The organism is Janthinobacterium psychrotolerans, from assembly GCF_001677885.1.
GTDB lineage: Bacteria > Pseudomonadota > Gammaproteobacteria > Burkholderiales > Burkholderiaceae_D > Janthinobacterium > Janthinobacterium psychrotolerans.
Genome location: NZ_LOCQ01000050.1, coordinates 49,581 through 73,059 on the forward strand (window position 1 = coordinate 49,581; position 23,479 = coordinate 73,059).

At 63.1% G+C, this 23,479-nt stretch carries 12 protein-coding genes and 1 pseudogene; 6 read left to right on the forward strand and 7 right to left on the reverse strand.

Translation table 11 applies throughout. The features are described from left to right. Window positions 1-72: 72 nt before the first annotated feature. Window positions 73-1,137 (reverse strand): 3-deoxy-7-phosphoheptulonate synthase AroG, encoded by a 1,065-nt coding sequence (aroG, locus tag ASR47_RS08470; RefSeq protein ID WP_065307333.1) that lies wholly within the window; start codon window positions 1,135-1,137, stop codon window positions 73-75. A 509-nt stretch (window positions 1,138-1,646) separates the two neighbouring features. Between aroG and ASR47_RS08475 the strand changes: the two genes are divergently transcribed. Beyond that, window positions 1,647-4,508, forward strand: coding sequence for a TonB-dependent receptor (locus ASR47_RS08475; RefSeq protein ID WP_065307334.1), 2,862 nt, complete (start codon window positions 1,647-1,649; stop codon window positions 4,506-4,508). A 110-nt stretch (window positions 4,509-4,618) separates the two neighbouring features. On the opposite strand, the gene tldD is transcribed toward ASR47_RS08475, so the two are convergent. The 3 genes from tldD to ASR47_RS08490 are packed head-to-tail and all read right to left on the reverse strand — an operon-like array spanning window position 4,619 to window position 11,086. Next, the gene (gene tldD, locus ASR47_RS08480; protein WP_065307335.1) at window positions 4,619-6,079 is read right to left on the reverse strand and encodes a metalloprotease TldD; all 1,461 of its coding nucleotides are present in this window, start codon (window positions 6,077-6,079) and stop codon (window positions 4,619-4,621) included. A 19-nt stretch (window positions 6,080-6,098) separates the two neighbouring features. Continuing rightward, window positions 6,099-6,896: a carbon-nitrogen hydrolase family protein gene (locus ASR47_RS08485; RefSeq protein ID WP_065307336.1), complete on the reverse strand. Its 798-nt coding sequence runs from the start codon at window positions 6,894-6,896 to the stop codon at window positions 6,099-6,101. A gap of 20 nt (window positions 6,897-6,916) precedes the next feature. Next, window positions 6,917-11,086: a YhdP family protein gene (locus ASR47_RS08490; RefSeq protein ID WP_065307337.1), complete on the reverse strand. Its 4,170-nt coding sequence runs from the start codon at window positions 11,084-11,086 to the stop codon at window positions 6,917-6,919. Window positions 11,087-11,338: 252 nt separating this feature from the next. On the opposite strand from ASR47_RS08490, the gene glnE reads away from it, so the two are divergent. The 3 genes from glnE to ASR47_RS08505 all read left to right on the forward strand — a co-directional run bounded on the left by glnE (window position 11,339) and on the right by ASR47_RS08505 (window position 15,462). Further along, a complete protein-coding gene (gene glnE, locus ASR47_RS08495) occupies window positions 11,339-14,095 on the forward strand; it encodes a bifunctional [glutamate--ammonia ligase]-adenylyl-L-tyrosine phosphorylase/[glutamate--ammonia-ligase] adenylyltransferase (protein WP_065307338.1) in 2,757 nt (918 codons plus the stop codon). Window positions 14,096-14,187: 92 nt separating this feature from the next. Then, window positions 14,188-14,634: a cache domain-containing protein gene (locus ASR47_RS08500; protein ID WP_342670533.1), complete on the forward strand. Its 447-nt coding sequence runs from the start codon at window positions 14,188-14,190 to the stop codon at window positions 14,632-14,634. A 45-nt stretch (window positions 14,635-14,679) separates the two neighbouring features. After that, window positions 14,680-15,462: a YoaK family protein gene (locus tag ASR47_RS08505; protein ID WP_065307339.1), complete on the forward strand. Its 783-nt coding sequence runs from the start codon at window positions 14,680-14,682 to the stop codon at window positions 15,460-15,462. Between the two features lie 39 nt (window positions 15,463-15,501). On the opposite strand, the gene gap is transcribed toward ASR47_RS08505, so the two are convergent. Together gap and tkt are read right to left on the reverse strand one after the other, a co-directional pair. After that, on the reverse strand, window positions 15,502-16,512 hold the full coding sequence (gene gap, locus ASR47_RS08510; protein ID WP_065307340.1) for a type I glyceraldehyde-3-phosphate dehydrogenase: 1,011 nt from the start codon (window positions 16,510-16,512) through the stop codon (window positions 15,502-15,504). Window positions 16,513-16,585: 73 nt separating this feature from the next. Further along, window positions 16,586-18,583 carry a transketolase gene (gene tkt / locus ASR47_RS08515; protein WP_065307341.1) on the reverse strand — a complete coding sequence of 666 codons (1,998 nt, stop codon included), beginning with the start codon at window positions 18,581-18,583 and terminating at the stop codon, window positions 16,586-16,588. Between the two features lie 185 nt (window positions 18,584-18,768). Between tkt and ASR47_RS08520 the strand changes: the two genes are divergently transcribed. Continuing rightward, window positions 18,769-19,494 carry a 16S rRNA (uracil(1498)-N(3))-methyltransferase gene (locus tag ASR47_RS08520; RefSeq protein ID WP_065307342.1) on the forward strand — a complete coding sequence of 242 codons (726 nt, stop codon included), beginning with the start codon at window positions 18,769-18,771 and terminating at the stop codon, window positions 19,492-19,494. A gap of 245 nt (window positions 19,495-19,739) precedes the next feature. Further along, window positions 19,740-20,080: pseudogene (locus ASR47_RS26960) on the forward strand (transposase); the annotation flags it as partial. An 80-nt stretch (window positions 20,081-20,160) separates the two neighbouring features. Here the strand turns inward: ASR47_RS26960 and ASR47_RS08525 are convergent. Then, entirely contained in the window at window positions 20,161-23,217 is a 3,057-nt protein-coding gene (locus tag ASR47_RS08525; RefSeq protein ID WP_065307343.1) for a TonB-dependent receptor, read from the reverse strand. Window positions 23,218-23,479: the final 262 nt, after the last annotated feature.

Genomic DNA, 23,479 nt, shown 5'->3' on the forward strand with positions numbered 1-23,479 from the left:
TTATCAACGCTGAAAACTGAAAAGCCCGGAAGGCTCGACTGAGCCTTCCGGGCTTTTTTCATGCTGGCGCGATTACTCCTTGTCGCCCTGCAAGCGGCGCTGCTTCACCGCGGCCGCCAGATTTTCCAGCACCGCCACGCTGGCGCTCCAGTCGATGCAGCCGTCGGTGACCGACTGCCCGTAGACCAGTTCCTTGCCCGGCACCAGATCCTGGCGCCCCGCCACCAGGTGCGACTCGACCATTACGCCAACGATGCGCTCGTCGCCGCCCGCCACTTGCGCGGCGATGTCGGCACAGACGGGCACCTGGTTTTCCGGCTTTTTCGAGCTGTTCGCATGCGAGGCGTCGATCATCAGGCGCGACGCCAGGCCTTGCGCGGCGATCGCCTTGCAGGCTTCTTCCACGCTGGCCGCGTCGTAGTTCGGCGTCTTGCCGCCGCGCAGGATGATATGGCAGTCTTCATTGCCGTTGGTCGAGACGATGGCCGAGTGGCCGCCCTTGGTGACCGACAGAAAATGGTGCGGCTGCGAGGCGGCCTTGATCGCTTCGACGGCGATTTTCACATTGCCGTCGGTGCCGTTCTTGAAGCCGACCGGACAGGACAAGCCCGACGCCAGTTCGCGGTGCACCTGCGACTCGGTGGTGCGCGCGCCGATCGCGCCCCAGCTGATCAGGTCGGCGATATATTGCGGGCTGATCACGTCCAGAAATTCCGTGCCGGCCGGCAGGCCCAGTTCATTGATGTCGCGCAGCAGCTCGCGCGCCATGCGCAAGCCGTCGTTAATGCGGAAGCTGTTGTCCATGTACGGGTCATTGATCAGCCCCTTCCAGCCGACCGTGGTGCGCGGCTTTTCAAAGTACACACGCATGACGATTTCCAGTTCGCCGGCAAAGCGGGCACGCTCCTTGACCAGCAATCGCGCGTATTCCATCGCCGCCCTGGTGTCGTGGATCGAGCAGGGGCCGATGACCACCATCAGGCGGTCATCCTGGCCATGCAGGATGCGGTGCAGCGCCACGCGGGAATCGGCGGCCGTCCGGGAGGCGGCTTCCGAGCAGGCAAATTCGCGGATCAGGTGGGACGGCGGAGTCAATTCCTTCATTTCGCGAATACGCAAATCATCGGTGCGGGGCATTATTTTCTCCAAAATTTGAACAGGGGTAAAACATCCGGGTAAAAAAAAACCGCCATCGGTGGCGGTTTTTCAGAATGTGCTGGGATCTCGTTTTTTGCTGCTACGTGAACCGACCGCTACTCCACCGCCTTTGGGTTGGAATTGCTAAAGTAAAAATAGGCGGTAAAAAAGTGGCGAGCGAACATGCGAGTCATCCGTAAGTGATGAACGACTATAAACCCATACGGCAAAGCTTGGCAAGCATATTTGTCGGCAAAGCCGCGGATGGCTGTCGTTTCAGGCGGCAAAGTGGGCGAAAAACCGCGAAAAATTGCTTTAGGTAAGGTTTGCCTTCTGACACTTTTCCAGACTACGGCTGTGGCCGCCGTGGCAGACGCACCACATGTCACGCAATTTGCACAGGTCAAGCGGCGTACAACTGATACAGATCGAATCCCGGACAGGCGGCGCCACCGACACTCAAAGGCGCATCGACGGTTTTTCCCGTCCGACCTTTTCCGGAGAACAGCATGAGCTACAACCTGTCCGCACGTCCGCCTTTCCTCGCACCATCACTACCACCGCTGGGCCTGGCGCTGGCCAGCACCCTGTTTGCCCTGCCGGCGCTGGCGCAGGATGCCCCCAATGCCGCGCCGATCGCCCGGGTTGAAATCACCGGCTCGAACATCCGCCGCGCCGAGGCGGAAACGGCGTCGCCCGTGCAGACCCTGAACGCGGCCGATATCGAACGCTCGGGCAAGTCCAGCGTGGCCGAACTGCTGCAAACCCTGGCCGTCGACAACCAGGGCTCGGTGCCGACCACCTTTGGCGGCGGCTTTGCCTCGGGCGCGTCCGGCATATCGCTGCGCGGCCTGGGCACCTCGTCGACCCTGGTGCTGCTCAATGGCCGCCGGGTCGCGCCCTACGGCCTGGCCGACGATGGCCAGAAAGTGTTTGCCGACCTGAACATCATTCCGCTCGAAGCGGTGGAACGGGTGGAAATCCTCAAGGACGGCGCCTCGGCCATCTATGGCTCGGACGCGATCGCCGGCGTGGTCAACGTGATCCTGCGGCGCGACTTCCAGGGCACCACCGTACGCGGCAACTATGGCAAGACGAAGGACTGGGACGGACGCGATGCGCGCGCCGCCATCACGCACGGTTTTGGCGACCTCGACACCGACCGCTACAACGTGCTGCTGAATCTCGAATACAGCGAAAAAGCCGTGATCTGGCACCGCGACCGCGCCGGGCGCGGCGCGGTGGGCCGCAGCGACTTGCGCGACCTCGGCTTCAGCGCGCAGGAGTCCCTGAGCGGCGCCGGCGCCATCACCACCAACAACGCGGCCGGCAGCGCCGTCAACGGCAATGTGCGCAACCCGGCCACGCTCGACTATTACAACCGCGGCAACCTGGCCGGCGCCGGTTTTACCCGCCTCTTTCCCGGCGCCGCCTGCGGCAACTTCACCAATCACCCGCAGGGCGACCCGGGCGGCGGCTGCCTGACGGACCCCGCGCAACAATACGGCCAGATCCAGCCCAAGCAGAAGAACATCAATTTCTTCGGCCGCGGCACCTGGCAGCTGACGCCGGCCCTGCAGACCTATGCCGAGCTGAACCTTTACCACAGCGAATCGACCTCGAGCACCACCCCATCGGCCATCCACAGCTCGGTCGGCTATCCGGGCGGCCCGGTCAGCAATGCGGCCGTGGCGCTCGGTGCGGCCCACCCGGACAACCCGTATTTCGGCACGGCGGCGCGCATGCGCTACCTGGCCGCCGATGTCGGCCCGCGCGTGTCCGACATCGAATCGACCTTTTCGCGGTTTGTCGCCGGCATCAAGGGCACGGCCGCCGGCTGGGATATCGACAGCGCCCTGCTGTACTCGGAAAACAAGGTCTCCAACGACCGCAACGGCTATTTGCAGCGCGATGTCGCCTTTGCCCTGCTCAACCCCAGCGCGGCCAATGTGGCGGCCGCCAGCCTGAACCCGCGCTACGCCGCCCTGCCGCCCGGCAGCGTGTGGCGCATTGCCGAAAATGCCGGTCTCAATTCACCGGAACTGTATGGCGCGCTGTCGCCGACCATCTCGAACGACGCGCGCACGCGCATCGCGCAGATCGACTTCAAGGCCAGCCGCGCCATGGGCAAGCTGGCCGGCGGCGACATGGGCGTGGCGGTGGGCGCGGAGTTCCGGCATGAATCGACGCGCCTTGAGCCAACCGCCGGCACCGAGCGCGGCAATATCATCGGCCTCGGTTACTCCGCTTACCGTGGCAGCCGCCGCGCCTCGGCCGTCTATGCGGAAGTGCTGGCGCCGGTGCTGGCCAACCTGGAGTTGTCGGCCGCGCTGCGCGCCGACCATTTCTCCAGTCTCGGCAACTCCTATACCCCCAAGGTTGGCGCGAAATGGACGCCGGTGCGCCAGCTGGCGCTGCGCGGCACCTTTGCCAAGGGCTTCAGGGCGCCGAACGCGGCCGAAAACGGCGTCGGCGGCCTGGCCGCGTTTTCCACCGCATCCGACCCCGTTCGTTGTGCGCTGGGGGTGGAAGTGGCGTGCGATCCGGCCTCGATCGCCGTGATCACCTCGCCCAATCCCGACCTGGCGCCCGAGCGCTCACGCAGCTATTCGCTGGGCGCCGTGTGGGACCCGCTGCCGCGCACCAGCGTGTCGGTCGACCTGTGGCAGATCCGGCGCAAGAATGAAATCAACCAGGAGCAGACCGACGCCGCGATCGCCGCCGGCAACGTCGCGCGCGACCCGTCCACCGCCACCGGCATCCCCGGCGATCCGGGCGCCATCACGGCCGTGCTGGCCAGCTATGTCAATTCGGCGCAAACCAAGGTGCGCGGCGTCGATATCGACGCGCGCCAGCGCTTTGTGCTGGGCGGCGACATGGGCAACCTGGTCTTCGATGTGAAATGGACCCATCTGTTCAAATGGCTGCGCATCGAGCGCGACGGCTCAGAACGCGATTTCGCCGGCACCCATGGCAACTGCGACGTCTCGAACTGCATGGGCACACCCGACGACCGGGTCAACCTGGGCGCCACCTGGGAGCGGCGCAACTGGCGCGTGTCGGCCAACGTCAACTACCGCGCGCCGCTGGACAATGTGCTGTTCAAGAACGACCCCGACGGCTGCGCCACTCACTACGCCAATGGCAACGACGCACCGGGCGGCTGCCGCCTCGCCTCGTTTACAACAATCGACCTGACGGGGCGCTGGCTGGCCACGCCGCAGCTGGAAGTGTTTGCCTCGGTGCAGAACCTGTTCGACAAGGTCGCGCCGCTCGATCCGCTGACGTATGGCGCGACAGGCTACAACCCGCTCGATTATGCGGGTGCGGCGGGGCGGTTTATCAGTGCGGGGTTGAAGTATAAATTCTGAACATAAGGTAGGTCGGATTAGGCGCGCAGCGCCGTAATCCGACAACACCGCAAAGGCCAACAATGTTGTCGGGTTACGCGCTTGCGCGCTAACCCGACCTACGCACAACGTTACGCAGTGCCACCGACCGTAATGCCATCGAGCCTCAACGTCGGCTGCCCCACCCCCACCGGCACGCTCTGCCCTTCCTTGCCGCATACGCCCACGCCGGAGTCCAGGCGCATGTCGTTGCCGATCATGGAGACGCGGTTGAGCACGTCGGGGCCGTTGCCGATCAGGGTGGCGCCCTTGACCGGATAGCTGAGCTTGCCGTTCTCGATCATATAGGCTTCGCTGGCCGAAAACACGAACTTGCCGTTGGTGATATCGACTTGCCCACCGCCGAAATTGACGGCATATAAACCGTTTTTCACGGAGGCGAGGATTTCACCGGGATCCTTGTCGCCGCCGAGCATATAGGTATTGGTCATGCGCGGCATCGGCAGGTGGGCGAACGATTCGCGCCGCGCGTTGCCCGTCACCGGCATTTTCATCAGGCGCGCGTTCATGGTGTCCTGGATATAGCCTTTCAGGATGCCATCTTCGATCAGGGTGGTGCACTGCGTGGGGTTGCCCTCGTCGTCGATATTGAGCGAGCCGCGCCGGCCCTGCAGGGTGCCGTCATCGACCACGGTGACGCCCTTGGCCGCCACGCGCTCGCCGATGCAGCCGGCAAAGGCGGACGAGCCCTTGCGGTTGAAATCGCCTTCCAGGCCATGGCCGATCGCTTCGTGCAGCAGGATGCCGGGCCAGCCCGGTCCCAGCACGATGGTCATCGGGCCGGCCGGCGCGGGCCGCGCTTCGAGGTTGACCAGGGCGGAGCTGACGGCCTCGCTCGCATATTGTTCCAGCACCGTGTCGGTGAAATAATCATAGCTGTAGCGCCCGCCGCCGCCGGCCGAACCGGTCTCGCGGCGGCCGTTCTGCTCGGCGATCACGGTCAGCGACACGCGCACCAGCGGGCGGATATCGGCCGCCAGCACGCCGTCGCTGCGCAGCACCAGCACCACGTCGTATTCACCGGCCAGGCCGGCCATCACCTGCACCACGCGCGGATCTTTGGCGCGCGCCATTTTTTCCACGCGCTCCAGCAGTTGCACCTTGGCCGTGGCGTCCAGCGAGGCCAGCGGATCGTTGGGCAGGTACAGCGAGCGGCCGCCCTGCGGCTGCATGCCGCCGGCGATCTTGACGCGGCCGGTGCCGGCCCTGGCGATCGTGCGCGTGGCCGCCGCCGCTTCCAGCAAGGCCCGCTCGGAAATCTCGTCGGAATACGAAAACGCCGTCTTGTCGCCCGACACGGCGCGCACGCCGACGCCCTGGTCGATGGAAAAACTGCCGGTCTTGACGATGCCTTCTTCCAGGCTCCAGCCTTCGCTGCGGGTCGACTGAAAATACAGGTCGGCGTAATCGACCTTGTGGCTGAACATCGTGCCCAGCGCCTTGAGCAGCTTGTCTTCGTCCAGGCCAAACGGCGTGAGCAGGATATCGCGCGCCACGGCCAGGCCGGACAGGTTCGGTTCGAATGGGATCATGGTCTTACCTCCAACACAATTACATGGTGCGATGCGCTAACGCAGGCAGCGACTCGCGTACACCGGCCAGAAATACCGGATCGATCTGTCCGCTCACCACGCCCTCGCCTTCGTCCAGCACCGCCTTGACTTCGCCCCAGGGGTCGATCAGCATGCTGTGGCCCCAAGTACGGCGGCCGTTCGGATGCGCGCCGCCCTGGGCCGAGGCCAGCACATAGCACTGGTTTTCGATCGCCCGCGCGCGCAGCAGCACTTCCCAGTGGGCGCGGCCGGTGGTATGGGTAAATGCGGCCGGCACCACGATCAGCGCACACTCGCCCAGCGCGCGGTACAGTTCCGGGAAACGCAGGTCGTAGCAGATCGACAGGCCGACTTTGCCCAAGGGCGTATCGACGCTGCGCACCTGGGCGCCGGCGACGATGGTGCGCGATTCATTATAGGACTCTGCGCCGCGCGTAAAGCCGAACAGGTGGATCTTGTCGTAGCGGCCGGCCGCCTCGCCTTGCGGGTCGTACACCAGGGTGGTGTTGAGCACCTTGCCCGCTTCGGGCGACACCAAAGGCAAGGTGCCGCCGATCAGCCAGACGCCGTGCTCGCGCGCCATCTGCGCCATGCCGTCCTGGATCGGACCGCTGCCGGGCTGTTCGGCGTGGCCCAGCTTGTCCGTTTCGTGCTGCCCCATGATGGCCCAGTATTCGGGCAGCACCACCAGCATCGCACCGTCGCTGGCGGCCTGCGCCACCAGGCGTTTGGCCGTGGCCAGGTTTTCCGTGATGGACGGCGTGGAAATCATCTGTATTGCGGCCACTGTGTGCATCGATACCCCCTTGTGTTCGACTATTGCGCCGCCGGCGCCGGCGTGGCGGCGGGTGCCAATTTGCCACCTTCGAGCTTGGTCACCACGGGCGACTTCCACGGTCCGGCGATCTGCATATGATAGGTCAGCGCCTTCATGACGGGCGCGCGCAGGAACAGTTGCGCGAGAAAACTGCCCAGGCCGATTACCGGGTTGACCGCCAGCGCATACACCAGCGGCCCGGTGCCGAGGTTAAATTCGGGGATCACCACTACATGCAGATTGGTGGTTTCGTTGGCGATATCGGCCGTGCCGTCCATCAGCACGGTGGCCGCCACGCCATGCATTTTCAGGTTGTCGGTGGTCACCACGCCGCGCTTGATGCTGGCGTTGGCCGTGATGCCGTCGAACGCCAGCCCTTCCGAAAACACATCGTGGAAATCGAGTTTCAGCAAACGCGGCAAGGCTTGCAGGCTCAGTACGCCCAGCAGCTTGGCCGCGCCCGGGTCCTGCTTGAGGAACTGGCCCGATTCGACGTTCATCTCGATCTGGCCCGACAGGCTGGGAATATCGAGCGAATACGGCAAGCCATTCCAGGCGATGTCGCCACTGAGCTTGCCCTTGCCACGGCGCACGGTGTCGGCAAAGCCGAAGCGGTCGAGCAGTTTGCCGGCGTCGACGATATCGAGGCCGAAACGCAGGCTGGTGGTGCTTTGCCCATCCTTGACCACCCATTTGCCGTTGCCGCTCAAGGCGCCGTCGGCATTGGCCAGCAGCAGCTTGCCAACGCGCCACTCGCGTCCGCTGGCGGCCATGGTGTTATACGCCTGCAACTCCAGCCGGCCGATCTGCTTGTTGAACAATTCGAAGCGCTCGGCCACGATATCGAGCGAAGGAATCGACTGGGCGCTGCTTTTACCCTCGAGCAGGCTTTTCACGTCATTGGCGGCCGACTCGGGAATGATCAGCGAGGACAGCCGCGCCGTCATCTTGCCCAGGCCCGACGGCGTTTCCAGCCAGGTCACATAACCCGACACCTGCCTGGCGTCGATATTGGCCTGCCACACATCTTTTTGATGGGTCGCGCCCACCACCACGTTTTCCAGCTTGCGCTCGCCCAGCATCAGTTCGCTGGCGCGCGCGGCCATCATGTCGGGCACCACGTACTGGGCGATATCGAGCCCGTCGTCATCGCCTGGCGAAGGTTCGGCTGATGCGCCGCCGCCGGCAATCGTACTGCCGGCGGCGATCCAGCTGTCGACGTCAAAACTTTTCAGGTTCACATTGAGCATCATGCCCGAGTCCGGTTCCGGCGCGGGGGTATTGACGCCGATGCCGCCACGCACCAGGCGCCACGGTTCCTTGCCCTGTTTCTGGCGCTGGTAGCGCGCGGCCAGGCCGGCGCCCAAAGCGATGCGGATCTCGTCGCTGCGCAGGCCGGCCGCGTTGGCGCCATTGCCGCTCAAGGTAAATTTGACGGGCATGCTGTCGCCGGCGGATTTTTTCAACGGCGCCGGAAAGTCCAGGCCCAGGCCCGTCAGGGGGCTGTCGACGCTGACCACCAGCTGATGGTCGCGCGCAGTGATCAGGCCGCTGTAGCGTGCGCTGCCGTTCAGATGTTTTGCCAGCCGCTGCACCACCGGCGTGGGGTAGGTCTTGCGCAGGCCGTCGACCGTCATCGTACCGGCCAGCTTGACCTGGATCGAATTGTCGGGCTGGCTGCCGCCCGAAATGGCCAGCGGCCCACCGAGCAAATTACCGTTCAGGCCATTGAGGTTGACGCCTTTTTCATTGAATTCGATCTTGCCCTGGGCGCCCAGCACGGGCGGCATGTCGTTGAACAGCACCACGTCGTTGCCGGCCAGCTGCAAGCCGCCCTGCACTTTCGCCTCCATCATGCGCTCGATCGGCAAATGCAGTTTCAGCGCCAGTCTGGCATTGCCGGTGGCCGTCGTCTCGTCCGTAAAATGATCGATCCAGGCCAGCACCGGGCTGGCGCTCACATACTTGAGCAATTCTTGCATGGGACCGGCCGCATTGCCTTCGATATCGAGCAGCGTGTCGAACACGGTCAGGTCGGGAATCACGGCTTTCACGTTGGCCAGCGCCACGCCACCGGTGGTGGCCGTGTCGGCGCGGATCTCCATGCGCGCGCGCTCGAACACGAAGCTGCCCTTGATTTTTTCCGCTTGCGGCCACAGCGGCGCCTTGCCGGCCAGCGGACCGGCTGCGGCATATTCGCCGGGCGCGTAGTTGAGCGTGCCATTGTCGATCTTGCCGGCCACGCGGAATTCGCCGCGGCTGCGTTGCGCGGCGGTGTCGGCCTTGAACGGAAAGTGTTCCAGTTCGCCGCGCAAACGCAAGGTGACGTCGCGCGCCACGCCGCCTTCGAGCGCGCCGGTCAGCCAGTGGCGCAGGTGCTCGGGGGTTTGCAGCGGCAGGTAGCGGCCGATGGTATTGATTTCAAAGTTATCCACGGTGCCGGTCAGGTCGACCTGGCCCAGGTTCTTGCCGTCGAGCGGCATGCGGTGGCTGCCGCGCAGGTTGGCGCGCAAGCCTTGCTGGTTGAACAGCAGCTGCGCCAGGTCGACCTGCAATATATTGTTGGCTTCGAAAGCCCAGCGTGCCTTCATCTGGAATTGTTCGAACGGCATCGCCGGCTCAAGCAGGTAGGATGGCAACTGCAGCACCAGGTCATGCGCATCGATGTCGATCTGGCCGCCCTGCTCGCTGGCGTCGATGGTGCCGCTGAGGTTGTCAAAGCCGGGAATCGCCGGCGCGCCAGCCAGTGCCGGTCTGCTCGCGGTTTTTTCCAGCGCCAGGCGCGCCGGCTGGGCGTTCAGGCCCAGTCCCAGCAGGCGGCCACGGATGCGGTAACTGCTGGCGCTGGCGATATCGCCCTGCCACTCGGCCGAAAAATCCTGCAGGCGGCCACGCGGCGCCAGCGCCGCCAGCTGTGCGCGCTGCGGCATGCTCAAGGGCAGTTTTTCGGCCAGCGCGGCCAAGGTCTGCAAGTCGAGCAGCCGCGCCGTGATCTGCGTTTGCGCCGGCTGGCGGCGGGTGGCGGCCACGTAGCGCTCGGACAAGGTGGTCGGCGGCAAGCTCAGGCCGTCGCGCGTTTCCAGCGCAAAATCGGCCAGCTCCACCTGGTGACCGTTGGTGCCGAAGGTGGGCTTGCCATCGGGCGCGGCGGCCGACAAGGTCTCCCTGGCCGAGACTCTTCCGCTCACGCTCAGCAGGTCAAGCGCGGGAATGTCCTTGCCGAGACGGGCCTGCACATCGCTCAGGCTGGCATCGGCCGTAAAGCCGGCCAGGCGCGCATGGTCCAGGTTCAGCCAGGCGCGCAGCGCGCCCTTGCCCTGGCTCAGTTCGAACGGATAATCGAGATAGGCGCGCCAAGCGGCCAGGTCGGCATTCTTCAGGTCGGCATACAGCTCGCCCTTCCACATCGACACATCGGAAATGCGCGTGCTGAAGGCCGGGTGGGTGAAGTGGGCGCGCACATCGACCGGCGCGGCCAGGCTGGCCGGCGGCGTCGCCTGCAGCCCGAGCCGGTGGCTGCGCCAGCGGTTGCGCAGCAACAGGTTGACCTGGTCCAGCGCCAGTTCGGGCGTGCCGCGCAATTCGTCGGTCCAGCGCAGCTTGCCGTCGCGGATGATCACGTCGTGCTGCGACAGCAGCCAGTCGGCGCCGCTGCCATCGCCTTTTTCCTTGTTATCGACCAGCACGCCGGCCACGTACAGGGCGCCATCCTTGCTGCGGCGCACGGCCAGGTCCGGGCGCGTGATTTCCAGGCGCTCGAAGCGCACCGAACCGAACACGCTCCACCACGATACCGTGGCCGAAATGCTCGGCACGCTCAGCGCCGGCCGTCCCGCCTGGTCGCGCAGGGTAACCTCGCCGAAGAACAGATTGGGCCGCAAGCCATGCCAGGAAGCATACACGCGCGCAATGCTGACGGGGTTGCCCAGCGCGCGGCTGGCGGCGCGCTCGATATCGCCTTTGTAGTAATCGATATTGGGCAGGATGGCGTAGCGCAGGAACAGGAACAGCACGGCGAAGGCGAAATACGCCAGTACCACCGCCTTGGCGGCAAAACCGAGCACATGGTGGGTGGCCAGGTTGGCCATGCGCCAGGCGGCACGCAGCCGCCGCCAGCGCAGGGCCAGCGGCACATGTTCTGTCGGGCTTGCTTCTGGCGGTTTTTGCATCGATAAGCTAATAAACTGGCCTGGCGTCAAATAATGGCAAAAATCGCCTGGTTTCCGGGGGTTGCCATGATCTTGGCGTCATCCCTGCGCTTGCGTCCGGGCGGCGCCTCCCTTACCATCGTCCGGGAGACTGCCGGGCAAACTGTGCAGGCGGCCCAATTTTACCGCATCCCCTGCTGTTCGCAGGCAAGCCCGGCGACAAAGTGCGTACTTTCGCCACGATAAACGATCAACACCATAGAAATCGCCACCATGAGCCATCCGTCCCTGACCTCCGCCTCGCGTTTTTACCAGCGCTGGCTTAACGCCGCCCCGGACCGCGCCGGCCAGGCCGCGCGCCTGGTGCAAGCGCCGCTTGACGGGCTCGACTTCGACGCCGAGCTGGCCCGGCTGGCCGGCGCCGCCACGCCGCCTTTGCCACTCGAGCGCGCCATGCGCCAGCTGCGCAACCTGCTGGTGTGCGGCCTGATCGCGCGCGACCTCGACGGCCAGGCCGACCTGCACGAGGTGGTCACCGCCATGACGCGGTTTGCCGACTTCGCGATTGTGCGCCACTGCGCCGCCATCATGGCCGAAATGGTGGCCGCGCACGGCATGCCGGTGGGCGAGGAATCGGGCCAGGAACAGGAACTGATGGTGCTGGCGATGGGCAAGCAGGGCGGCGGCGAACTGAACGTGTCATCGGACATCGACCTGATCTTCGTCTACCCCGAGGACGGCGACACGCAAGCGACCCAGCCGGGCCAGCGCGGCCTGTCGAATCACGAGTTTTTCATACGCATGGGCAAAAAGCTGATCGCCGCCCTGGCCGAGATCACGCAGGACGGTTTTACCTTCCGCGTCGACATGGCGCTGCGGCCGAACGGCAACTCGGGGCCGCTGGCCGCCAGCCTGGGCATGGTCGAGCAATACCTGATCGTGCAGGGCCGCGAATGGGAGCGCTATGCCTGGGTCAAGGCGCGCGCCGTTACCGGCAAGCCGGACGACATCGCCGCGCTCGACGCCATCGTGCGCCCCTTCGTGTTCCGCCGCTACCTGGACTTTGGCGTGATCGATGCGATCCGCAATATGCATGGCCAGATCCGCGCCGAGGTCAACCGCCAGGAGCGGCTGCACCCGGACCGCAGCAATAACGTCAAGCTGGGCCGTGGCGGCATCCGCGAAATCGAGTTCCTGGCGCAGGTGTTCCAGCTGATACGCGGCGGGCGCGACGCCGAGCTGCGCGAACGCTCCACGCGCGCCACCTTGCGCACGGTGGCCGACAAAGGCTACCTGGAGCCGCTGATTGTTGAAAAACTGCTGGCCTCCTACACCTTTTTGCGCAACCTGGAACACCGGCTGCAATACCTCGACGATGCGCAAACCCATACCCTGCCCGCCAGCGAGGACGACCGGTTGACCGTGGCGCGGATGATGGGCCTGCCCGATGCGGCCACCCTGCTGGCACGGCTCGAAGCGCACCGCGTGTTCGTGGCCGGCCAGTTCGACGAGATGTTCAGCGACAAGACCAGCGGCGCGCCGCCGGCCGATACCGGCCTCGATCCGCAGAGCTCGAACGACTGCGCCGCCTCGGACCAGCAGGAAGCCATCGAGGCACGCTTTGCCGCCCTCGGTTTCCATGAGCCGGCCGCCTGTGCGCGCCGGCTGCTGGCCACCTGGCAGGCGCCGCGCCTGCAGTCGCTGCCCGAAGCGAGCCGCGCGCGCCTGGTCGCGCTGGTCAATGCGGCCCTGCCCCTGATCACCGACTGCTCCATGTCGAACGGCAACGCCAGCCAGCTGGCCACCCTGGGCCGGCTGCTCGATTTCCTCGAAGCCATTGCGCGCCGTTCGGCCTACCTGTCGCTGCTGACCGAATACCCGCACACCCTGGAACGCGTGGTGCGCATGGTGTGCGCCAGCGGCTGGGCCGCCACCTTCCTGACGCAACACCCGATACTGCTCGATGAACTATTGGATGAGCGCATCCGCCACAGCGTGCCCGATCCGGCAGCCCTGGCGCAAGACCTGCAGCGCCAGCTCGACGACGCACCGGGCGACACCGAGCGGCAGATGGATATCTTGCGCGAAACCCATCATGCGCAGCTGTTCCAGTGCCTGGCGCAGGACCTGGCCGGCGACCTGAGCGTGGAAAAACTGGCCGACTACCTGTCACAGCTGGCCGACATCATCGTCGCCGCCACCGTGCAGGCGGTCTGGCAAACCTTGCCCACGCGCCACCGCGAGGTGCCGAAGTTCGCCGTCATCGCATATGGCAAGCTGGGCGGCAAGGAGCTAGGCTATGTCTCCGATCTCGACGTGATCTTTCTGTTCGATGACGACGACCAGGAAGCGCCGGGCCTGTACGCCAAGCTGGCGCAGCGCTTCATTACCTGGATGACCTCGCATACTTCGGCCGGCATCCTGTTCGATATCGATATCGCGCTGCGCCCCGATGGCGCGTCCGGCATGCTGGTGTCGAGCGTGCAGGCGTTCGAGCGCTACCAGAGCAGCGCGGCCTGGGTGTGGGAACACCAGGCGCTGACGCGGGCGCGCTTTTGCGCCGGCGACGTCAATATCGGCAAGCATTTCGAGCGCATCCGCAACACCATCCTGTGCAAGGAACGCCCGGAAAACGGCCCGCTGAAGGGCGAAGTGGTGGCCATGCGCAAACGCATGATCGACGCCCATCCGCCGCGCCCCGGCAGTTTCGACCTGAAGCAGGACCCCGGCGGCATGATCGATATCGAGTTCATGGTGCAATACCTGGTGCTGCAGCATGCGGCGCGGTATCCACAGCTGACCGCCAACTCGGGCAATATCGCCCTGCTGCGCCTGTGCGGCGAACTGGGGCTGATCGACGCCACCCTGGCCACCGGCGTGGCTGACGCCTACCGCGCGCTGCGCAAGCTGCAGCACCAGCTGCGTCTGCAAGGGCAGGACCTGGCGCGCGTGGCGCCCGAGCGCGTGCAAGCGCATGCCGACCAGGTGATGCATTTATGGCACACCATCTTTGCCAGCGTGATTGCGTAAATGAGGCAGCGGCGTATGATACGAACAGGCAACTCCACTTCCCAGTGCCGTACAGGCCGCGCCGGGGTTGCCCATCATCCCAGGAGACAGCAATGAATACATGTGTCAAAGCGGGCGTGCACGCCCTCCTCGCCGGCTTCATGGTCTGCGCCAGCGCGGCGGCATGGGCCGCGCCGAAAGGCACCGCAGACGAAGCGATCGCCATGACCAAGCGCGCCGTCGCCATGATCAAGTCCGACGGCAAGGAAAAAGCGTTTGCGGCGATTTCCGATCCGGCGAATACCAGCTTCCATGACCGCGACCTGTATATCTATGTGTATGACATGAATGGCGTCACCCTGGCACACGGCAACAATCCCAAGATGGTCGGCAAGAACCTGATCGACATGAAGGACAACGAGGGCAAGGCCGTGATCCGCGCGCTGATCGCCACCGCCGGCAGCAAGGAAGGACGCGGCTGGGTCGACTTCAAGTGGCCCAACCCGACCACCAAGGTGGTCGAGCAAAAATCGGGCTATATCGAACGGTCGACAATATGATCGTCGGCTCCGGCATCTACAAATAAGCCGCCCCCGCCGCCGCGCATGGCCATCGACTACCTGACACGGCTGAGCGGCGCGCGGCGCGACACCAAGGCCAATTTGCAGCTCGGCTGCGTGCTGGCGCTGGTGGCAGGCGCCGTCAATGCCGGCGGTTTCCTGGCCATCGGCGGCTATACCTCACACATGACGGGCATCGTCTCGGGCATGGCCGACGACCTGGCGCTGGGCAACATCACGCTGGCGCTGGCGGCCTGGGGCGCCTGGCTGGCGTTTGTCAGCGGCGCGGCCGTGACCGCCATCATGGTCAACTGGGGCCGCCGCCGGCGCCTGCACAGCCAGTTCGCCATGAGCTTGCTGCTCGAAGCGCTGCTGTTGCTGCTGTTCGGCTTGACGGGCAACTACCTGGCGGCCATGCCAAACGTGCTGGGCCCGGTCACCATCTTGCTGCTGTGCTTTGTGATGGGACTGCAAAACGCCATCATCACCAAGATCTCGGGTGCGGCCATCCGCACCACCCACGTGACAGGCTTGTCGACCGACATGGGCATTGAGGTGGGCAAGATGCTGTACTACAACCGCCGCCCGCTCGGGGCGCGCTCGGTGCGCGTCAACCGCGCCAAACTCGTCACCCACAGCCTGCTGATCAGCTGCTTTTTTACCGGCGGCGTGACCGGCGCGCTGGCCTTCAAGCATATCGGCTTTCCCGCCGCCACCATCATCCTGGCCTGCGTGCTGACCCTCTTGGCCGGCATGCCGGTGCTGCATGATGTGCGCCTGCTATGGCGTTTTTACCGGCGCCGGCTAGCGACGAAAAAAAACGCCTGAGTCGCGAGACCCAGGCGTTTTTGATGATTCAGCCGAAATTTACTTGGCGGCCATCAGCGCCACGGTGGTGTCGAGCATGCGGTTCGAGAAACCCCACTCATTGTCGTACCACGACGAGACTTTCACCAGGCGGCCCGACACTTTGGTCAGGGTCGAGTCGAAGTTCGACGAGGCCGGGTTGTGGTTGAAGTCGATCGATACCAGCGGTTCGGTCTGGTAGGTCAGGATGCCGGCCAGCGCGCCTTCGGAAGCGGCCTTCATCAGGGCGTTGACTTCTTCGACGGTGGTGTCGCGCTTGGCGATGAACGACAGGTCGACCAGCGACACGTTGATGGTCGGCACGCGGATCGCGAAACCGTCCAGCTTGCCGTTCAGCTCGGGCAGCACCAGGCCGACCGCGGCGGCGGCGCCGGTCTTGGTCGGGATCATGCTCATGGTGGCCGAACGGGCGCGGCGCAGGTCTTCATGCATCACGTCGCTCAATACCTGGTCGTTGGTGTAAGCGTGCACGGTGGTCATCAGGCCGGTTTCCAGGCCGATGGCGTCGTTCAGCGGCTTGACCAGCGGGGCCAGGCAGTTGGTGGTGCACGAGGCGTTCGAGATGACGGTGTCAGTCGACTTGAGCACGTCCTGGTTCACGCCGAACACGATGGTGGCGTCGACGTCCTTGCCGCCTGGCGCCGAGATGATGACTTTCTTGGCGCCGCCCTTCAGGTGAGCCGACGCTTTTTCCTTGGTGGTGAAGAAGCCGGTGCACTCGAGCACCACGTCCACGCCCAGTTCGCCCCATGGAATTTCAGCAGGATTGCGCTGCGCAAACACGCGGATCGGATCGCCGTTGACGATCATGTTGTCGCCTTCCACGGTCACGGTGCCCGGGAACTTGCCGTGCGCGGTGTCGTAGCGGGTCAGGTGGGCATTCGATTTGGCATCGCCCAGGTCGTTGATGGCAACGATCTGGATGTCCTGTTTCTTGCCGCCTTCGTAGAAAGCGCGCAACACATTACGGCCGATGCGGCCGTAGCCATTGATTGCAACTTTGATCGTCATACTCTGCTCCTGATTAAAAAAAAGGTACATAGCACAGCATCCGGCACGCAGCACCGGATGCCGCAAAATCGTCTTACCCGGCGATAACAGCCTTGACTTTCGCCACGACGTTCTCGACGGTGAAACCGAAATGCTTGAACAGCACGCCGGCCGGGGCCGACTCGCCGAAGGTATCGATACCCACCACGTCGCCTTCCAGGCCGACGTATTTGTACCAGAAGCTGGTCACGCCCGCTTCGATGGCCACGCGCGGCACGCCTTTGGTCAATACGCTGGCTTTGTAAGCTGCGTCCTGGCGGTCATACACGTCGGTCGACGGCATCGACACCACGCGCACGTTGATGCCTTCGGAGGCCAGCGCGCTGGCGGCGGCAACCGCCAGTTCCACTTCGGAACCGGTGGCGATCAGGATCGCCTTGGCGTCAGCCACGTCGTTGAGCACATAACCGCCGCGGAAGATGTTGGCGATCGTTTCATTGGACCGTTCCTGGTACGGCAGGTTCTGGCGCGAGAAGATCAGGGTCGACGGACCATCCTTGCGGCGCACTGCCGCGCCCCAGGCCACGGCCGATTCGACCGTGTCGCACGGACGCCAGTTGTCCAGGTTCGGGATCAAACGCATCGACGAGACGTGCTCGACCGACTGGTGGGTCGGACCGTCTTCGCCCAGGCCGATCGAGTCGTGGGTAAACACGAAGATCGAGCGCAGCTTCATCAGCGCAGCCATGCGCAGCGCGTTGCGGCTGTAGTCCGAGAACGTCAGGAAGGTGGCGCCGAACGGAATATAGCCGCCGTGCAGGGTGATGCCGTTCATGATGGCGCTCATGCCGAATTCGCGCACGCCATAGTTGACGTGGTTGCCCGGTTTGCCCGAACGCACGGGGATCGATTCTTTCCAGTTGGTCAGGTTCGAGCTGGTGAGATCAGCCGAGCCGCCCAAAAATTCCGGCAGCGACGACGCCAGCGCCTGGATCGCGTTCTGGCTGGCCTTGCGGGTGGCGATGTTTTCCTTTTTCTCGACGCAGGAAGCGATCGCTGCGGCCAGCGCGGTTTCAAACGCCTCTGGCAGGTCGCCCTTCATGCGGCGGCTCAACTCGGATGCTTGCTGCGGGAATTCGCGGCTGTAGGCAGCGAAACGCTCATTCCAGTCGTTTTCCAGCACGGCGCCTTGTTCTTTCGCGTCCCAGGCCGTGTACAGCTCGGCAGGAATCTCGAACGGGGCCGCATCCCAGCCGATGTATTCGCGCACGGCGGCGATTTCCTTGTCGCCCAGAGCGGCGCCATGGACCTTGTCGCCACCTTGCAGGTTCGGCGAACCCTTGCCGATGATGGTCTTGCAGCAGATCAGGGTCGGTTTCGATGCGGCCTTGGCGGCAGTGATGGCGGCGTCGACAGCGGCGACGTCATGGCCGTCGACGGCGCGGATCACGTTCCAGCCGTAGGCTTCGAAGCGGGCCGGGGTGTCGTCGGTGAACCAGCCTTCGACCTTGCCGTCGATCGAGATGCCGTTGTCGTCGTACAGGGCGATCAGCTTGTTCAGGCCCAGGGTGCCGGCCAGCGCGCACACTTCGTGCGAGATGCCTTCCATCAGGCAACCATCACCGACAAAAGCGTAGGTGTGGTGGTTGACGATGTCGTGGCCGGGTTTGTTGAATTCGGCGGCCAGCAGCTGTTCCGACAGCGCCATGCCGACGGCGTTGGCAATGCCCTGGCCCAGCGGGCCGGTGGTCGTTTCAATGCCGGGCGTGATATCGACTTCCGGGTGGCCCGGGGTTTTCGAATGCATCTGGCGGAAGGCCTTGATGTCGTCCATCGACAAGTCGTAGCCGGTCAGGTGCAGCAGGGAATAATGCAGCATCGAGCCGTGGCCGTTCGACAGCAGGAAGCGGTCGCGGTTCGGCCATTTCGGATTGCTCGGATTGTGGCGGTAGTGCCCACTCCACAGGGCAACTGCGATCTCGGCCATGCCCATCGGCATGCCAGGATGGCCGGAGTTGGCCTTTTGTACAGCGTCCATTGCCAGTGCGCGGATCGCATTGGCCATTTTGGTAGTCGGGAGCGTAGTTGTCATGGTGGTGTGGGTCAGTCGCGAGTTTGAGATTCGTTTGCAGCAGCGCGCACAAGCAGCAGGCCGCTTTTGTAGTCAACTATTTTACCAGACTGGGGGGCCGCAAATTAGAATTGCAGCGTACTGCCACGCCAACTCGCTATACTTTAGTGCCTGTTTATCCATCTTTTTTCCCGTTCAGGAATTGCATGCCACGTTTTTACTGCCCCCTGCCGCTCGTCCCCGGCACCACCATCGACCTGCCGGAAGCCGTCGCCCACCATATCGCCGTGGTGCGCCTGGCGCCCGGCGAACTGATCACCCTGTTCAATGGCGAGGGCGGCGAAGTGCAGGCCAGCATCGTGTCGGTCGCCAAGCGCAGCGTGACCGCTGCCGTACAGACGCATATTGCGTGCGAGGTGGAGCTGCCGTATGCCGTGACCCTGGCGCAAGCCCTGCCGGAAGCGTCCAAGATGGACTGGATCATCGAAAAGGCGATCGAACTGGGCGCGGCCGGCATCGTGCCGCTGGCGGCCCAGCGCTGCGTGGTGCGCTTGTCAAACGAGCGGGCCGAAAAGAAACTGGCCCACTGGCAGGGCATCATCGTCTCGGCCTCCGAGCAAAGCGGGCGCAACCGCCTGGCGCAGCTGGCGCCGCTACAGGAATTCCATGCATGGAGCCGCCAGCAGGACCCGCACCAGCGCATCATCCTGACGCCGCGCGCCGGGCAGTCACTGGCCAACTGGGCGCGCCACCAGCGGCCGCAGGCACTGACCCTGATGGTCGGGCCGGAAGGCGGGTTTACCGAGGCGGAAGAAACAGCGGCCGTCGCCGCCGGCGCCATCGGCCTGGCGATGGGACCGCGCATCTTGCGCACCGAGACGGCGGGACTGGCGGCGCTGGCGACCTTGAGCGCGCTGTGGGGCGGCATGTAGGCGATTTGTGACGCCGGCCATCAAAAAAGCTCTGTCAACACAAGCGGTGGGAACATCCTGAAAATTGCCGAGGCCTGACTGAACAGACCTATCGTTCCCGGAGCTCATCATGCATCCAGCCCAGTGGCAATGCTTCATCGCGCAGTTCGCGCAACTGTCGCAGCGCCAGCGTCATGTCCAGCACAGGTCTGCTGGGTGGTGCATCGCAACATGACGCCATCACGCTAATCGAGCCGACGGCGCGAGCGAACCTGCACGCTTGCCTGCCAGCGGTAATCGATCGCGACATCCTCCTGGTCAGCGATGGCCATCCGGCCTATCCCATTTTCGTCAGGGAAATTGGCATCCAGCACGAAACGGTCAACTTGCGTGCCGGCATCCCGTGCGCGGCACGGTCCACGTGCAGAACGTCAACGCCTATCACAGCCGCTTGCGTGGCTGGCTGCGAGCCTTCCACGGCGTGGCGACAGGCTACCTGCCGAACTGACTCGACTGGTGCCGGATACTCGACGCCAGGCGCATCTTGTCAGCGGAAAGCTTGCTCAGGGCCACCATGGGCACGTCTCCCCACTTGAAAGTGATATAGCCAAAAAAAACCGCCAGTTTGCGCTGGCGGTTTTGAGTTGCGCTTGCACATATGCATGTGCAAGGCAGATTCAAGCTTTATTAGAACTTGTAGTTGTACTCGGCGGTCAGTTTCACAGCGCGTGGCGAAGTGTAGCTGATGCCACGGCCGTACGTCGGGTTGACAGCATTGTTACCAGCAGCAACGTTGTATTGCTCATCAACAACTTGTACGGTCTGCTTGTTCATTACGTTGAAAACGTCCATCTTCAGCGTCAAACCTTTGATCATCGCTGGGCGATAAGCAACGTTGGCGTCAAAGCGGATATCCCAAGGCAGGTTGCCGTAGCTACCACGTTTTGCATCCTTGCCGTCGCAGAAGAAATACACGGAGCCGTAGTTAGGTGCATCGTCTGACAGGTTGTCCTTGTTGCCGAAGCAGCTGCGTGGACGACCCGAAGCGGCCAGTGCATTACCGCCAACACTCCACTCTGGGCTCAGCTCGTAGTAACCGAAGGCCTTGATCTGGTGTTCACGATCATTCGGCAGCAAGCCGTAGGCGCCTTCCATCAGCTCAGGCGTATCCCAGGTCGATGTTGCGGCCACGTCGGTCTGTGCATTGTCCGAACGGGTCTGACCTTCGGTGTTGCCCTTGCTACGCGACCAAGTGTAGTTCACACGGCCATACCAGCCGTTGCGGAATGGATGCTCAGCAAACAGATCGACGGCGGTGTAAGTACGTTTCGCCTTGTCGAAGCCCAGTTCATCAGCGGTCAGATGCACCAGGGTATATTTGCGGTCGCCATTGAAGTCAACACGGAAAGTATTGTCCTTGCCTGGATTGAACGTCACGCAGCCGAGGCCAGCCCAGTTCGACGTATCGACGTTGTTGCGGTCAGCCCAGCCTTGTACTGCACGGTCATCGCAATAGTCATCGATCGTTTGACGCAGCTGACGATAAGTGACTTTGGCGCCGAAGTTCAGGCTAGGCGAGAACGCTTTTTCAAAGCCCAGGGTCAGCTCATCCTGGTAGGTCGGCTTCAGATCGACGGCCGTAACGGTACGGTAATCTTTCTCCTGACCCAGTTCATTGTTGGTCGAGAATGCACCGGTCAATGGGTTCAGGCCCGTAGGACGACCGAACTGGTCAGTACCGGTGTACGTATAGTACTGGTAGGTGAACAGCGAACGGCTGGCGCCACGCACGGCCAGGTGGGTAGGGATCTGCACGGCGTAGCGACCGGCGCTACCGTACACTTTCATCGATGCGTCACCGTTCACGTCCCAGGCCGCAGCCAGACGTGGCGAGAACTGGTTCTTGATTTCCAGGAATTTCTGGCCATCACCGTTTTTGTTGGTGAAAGTCTCGTTACGCAGACCAACTGTCAGCAGCAGGTCTTTGGTTGCCTGGTAGCGGTCTTCGATGTACTGAGCCGATTGATCCGAAAACGCGTCGGTACGCGAATCGAACAGCTGTTCACGTACATAGTAACCCTGGGTACCGAAACCGCCACCACTGGCCGTCGAAACGCGATAGCCGCCACCGAAGTTCAGCGGGGTATTCGGGTTAGCGGCCTTGGCGTACGACCATTGGCCGCCGCCGCCCATCACGTCACCGGCATTGACCGACGACAGCTTGTTGTTGTCGAAGCCGCCGCGCAGTGTGTGCTGGCCGATCTTGTATTCCAGGTCGAAACGCGTCGACCTGACTTTGTTGCTGGCGTCGAGGGCCGCCACGGTGCCGCTCAGTACTTGCGGGCTGGAGTAGTTCAGGCCAGGAACGCGGTTGTTCGACGCAGCCACAACCTGGTACAGATTGGCCGGTGCGGTACCGATCGGATCGTATACGGAGGTGCTTGGCGTTTTGCTTTCACCATACAGTGCGGTCACGGTCAGGTTGTCGGTCAGGTTGCCCAGGTAGCGCAGGATCTGCGTTTCGGCGCCGACGGATGGCGAAAAGTCTTCGTTGTTCTTGTAATGCTGCTGGGCGGTTTTCACGCCGCGCTGGCTGGTCGAATAATCGTAGCCATACAGATTGCGATCAGTCTTGCCTTCATCACCGATCAGGCTCAACTCCAGACGATGATTGTCGGTGATGTTCCAGTCAAACTTGCCGAAGTAGCGGTTGATTTTGTCTTTATTGGTGACAAAACCGGTGGTGCTGTTCGATGCCGAGGTACGCGTGCCATTGACGCGTGACCAGTCGGTACCACGTGCTTCAGCCGACAGGAACATGAACAGCTTGTCCTGGATGATCGGACCGCCAACATAGGCGCCATAGATGCGCTCGGTCTTCGAATTTTCGGAGTTGCGGCGGTACAGGGTACCATCGGTTGCCGCATTTTCAGGCTTGCCGGTGACAGCGTACATGCTGTTTTTGTAGTCCGAACGCAGCGAATTTGGCTCAATGCTGGCGGTCGCGCCAAATTCCCAGTTGTTGGTACCGCTCTTGGTGGTGATGTTGACCACGCCACCGACCGAACGGCCAAACTCGGCGCCGAAGCCGCCGGTCAGGATCTGTGCCTGGGCGATCGCGCCAAACGGCAGTTCAGACGCGCCCAGCTGCGTCAATGGATTGGTGACAGGGAAACCGTTGATGTAGTACGCGTTCTCGGAAGCACCACCGCCGCCGAACGAGGCGCCGGCCGAATAACGGGAGTCGGCGCGGGTGGTGTTCGGTGCCAGCTGGATGATGGCCGCGACGCTTTGTGCGATCGGCAGGCGGGCCAGTTCCTTGGCGGTGAAGGTCGCGCCATTGTTCGAACTCGAGACGTCGATGCGATTGCGGCGACCCGTTACTTGAACGGCTTGCACGCCTGCGGTAGCGGTGGCAAACGAGGCATCTACACCTTGACCGACCAGGACGTCAACTTCGACGGTGTTGCTGACTTGACCGTCACGTACCAGTTCTACTTTGTAGTGGCCTGGTGGCAAGGCGGTAGCGAAATAGCGGCCGCTGGCATCCGGCACGACAGTACGCTTGGCACCGGTATCGGTATTGAGCAGGACAACCGTGCTGCCCGGCGCTGCCTCGACGTTACCGTAGATGTTACCGGAGGCATTCGATTGCGCCATCGCAACAGGCACGACTGCAGCGGTCAGGGCGGCGGTGCTGAACGCGAGGGACAGCGCGCGTACTAAAACAGTTTTTCTCAACATGTGGTTTCCTAATTATTTTATCCGCCCTTATAGGGCAGTTTTTGATAAATTGCGAGCACTAAATCATGTTCAATACGTTTTTGTTTCCGGCTTTAGTTTTTAAGTAAGTTGCTTTTCCATCCGTGCTGATAGCGCGGACTCCCCAAACGAATAAAACGTGCAAACCTTATTCGTTCAAGCAATACATAAAACCATAGCGTATAACTTAGTGTCAATAAGGAGCGAACATTTAGTGCATAGAAACAACAACGTGAAAAAAACC

Coding starts and splice junctions, on each gene's coding strand:
- aroG (WP_065307333.1), bottom strand. CDS start 1,137: ATGCCCCGCACCGATGATTTGCGTATTCGCGAAATGAAGGAATTGACT.
- ASR47_RS08475 (WP_065307334.1), top strand. CDS start 1,647: ATGAGCTACAACCTGTCCGCACGTCCGCCTTTCCTCGCACCATCACTA.
- tldD (WP_065307335.1), bottom strand. CDS start 6,079: ATGATCCCATTCGAACCGAACCTGTCCGGCCTGGCCGTGGCGCGCGAT.
- ASR47_RS08485 (WP_065307336.1), bottom strand. CDS start 6,896: ATGCACACAGTGGCCGCAATACAGATGATTTCCACGCCGTCCATCACG.
- ASR47_RS08490 (WP_065307337.1), bottom strand. CDS start 11,086: ATGCAAAAACCGCCAGAAGCAAGCCCGACAGAACATGTGCCGCTGGCC.
- glnE (WP_065307338.1), top strand. CDS start 11,339: ATGAGCCATCCGTCCCTGACCTCCGCCTCGCGTTTTTACCAGCGCTGG.
- ASR47_RS08500 (WP_342670533.1), top strand. CDS start 14,188: ATGAATACATGTGTCAAAGCGGGCGTGCACGCCCTCCTCGCCGGCTTC.
- ASR47_RS08505 (WP_065307339.1), top strand. CDS start 14,680: ATGGCCATCGACTACCTGACACGGCTGAGCGGCGCGCGGCGCGACACC.
- gap (WP_065307340.1), bottom strand. CDS start 16,512: ATGACGATCAAAGTTGCAATCAATGGCTACGGCCGCATCGGCCGTAAT.
- tkt (WP_065307341.1), bottom strand. CDS start 18,583: ATGACAACTACGCTCCCGACTACCAAAATGGCCAATGCGATCCGCGCA.
- ASR47_RS08520 (WP_065307342.1), top strand. CDS start 18,769: ATGCCACGTTTTTACTGCCCCCTGCCGCTCGTCCCCGGCACCACCATC.
- ASR47_RS08525 (WP_065307343.1), bottom strand. CDS start 23,217: ATGTTGAGAAAAACTGTTTTAGTACGCGCGCTGTCCCTCGCGTTCAGC.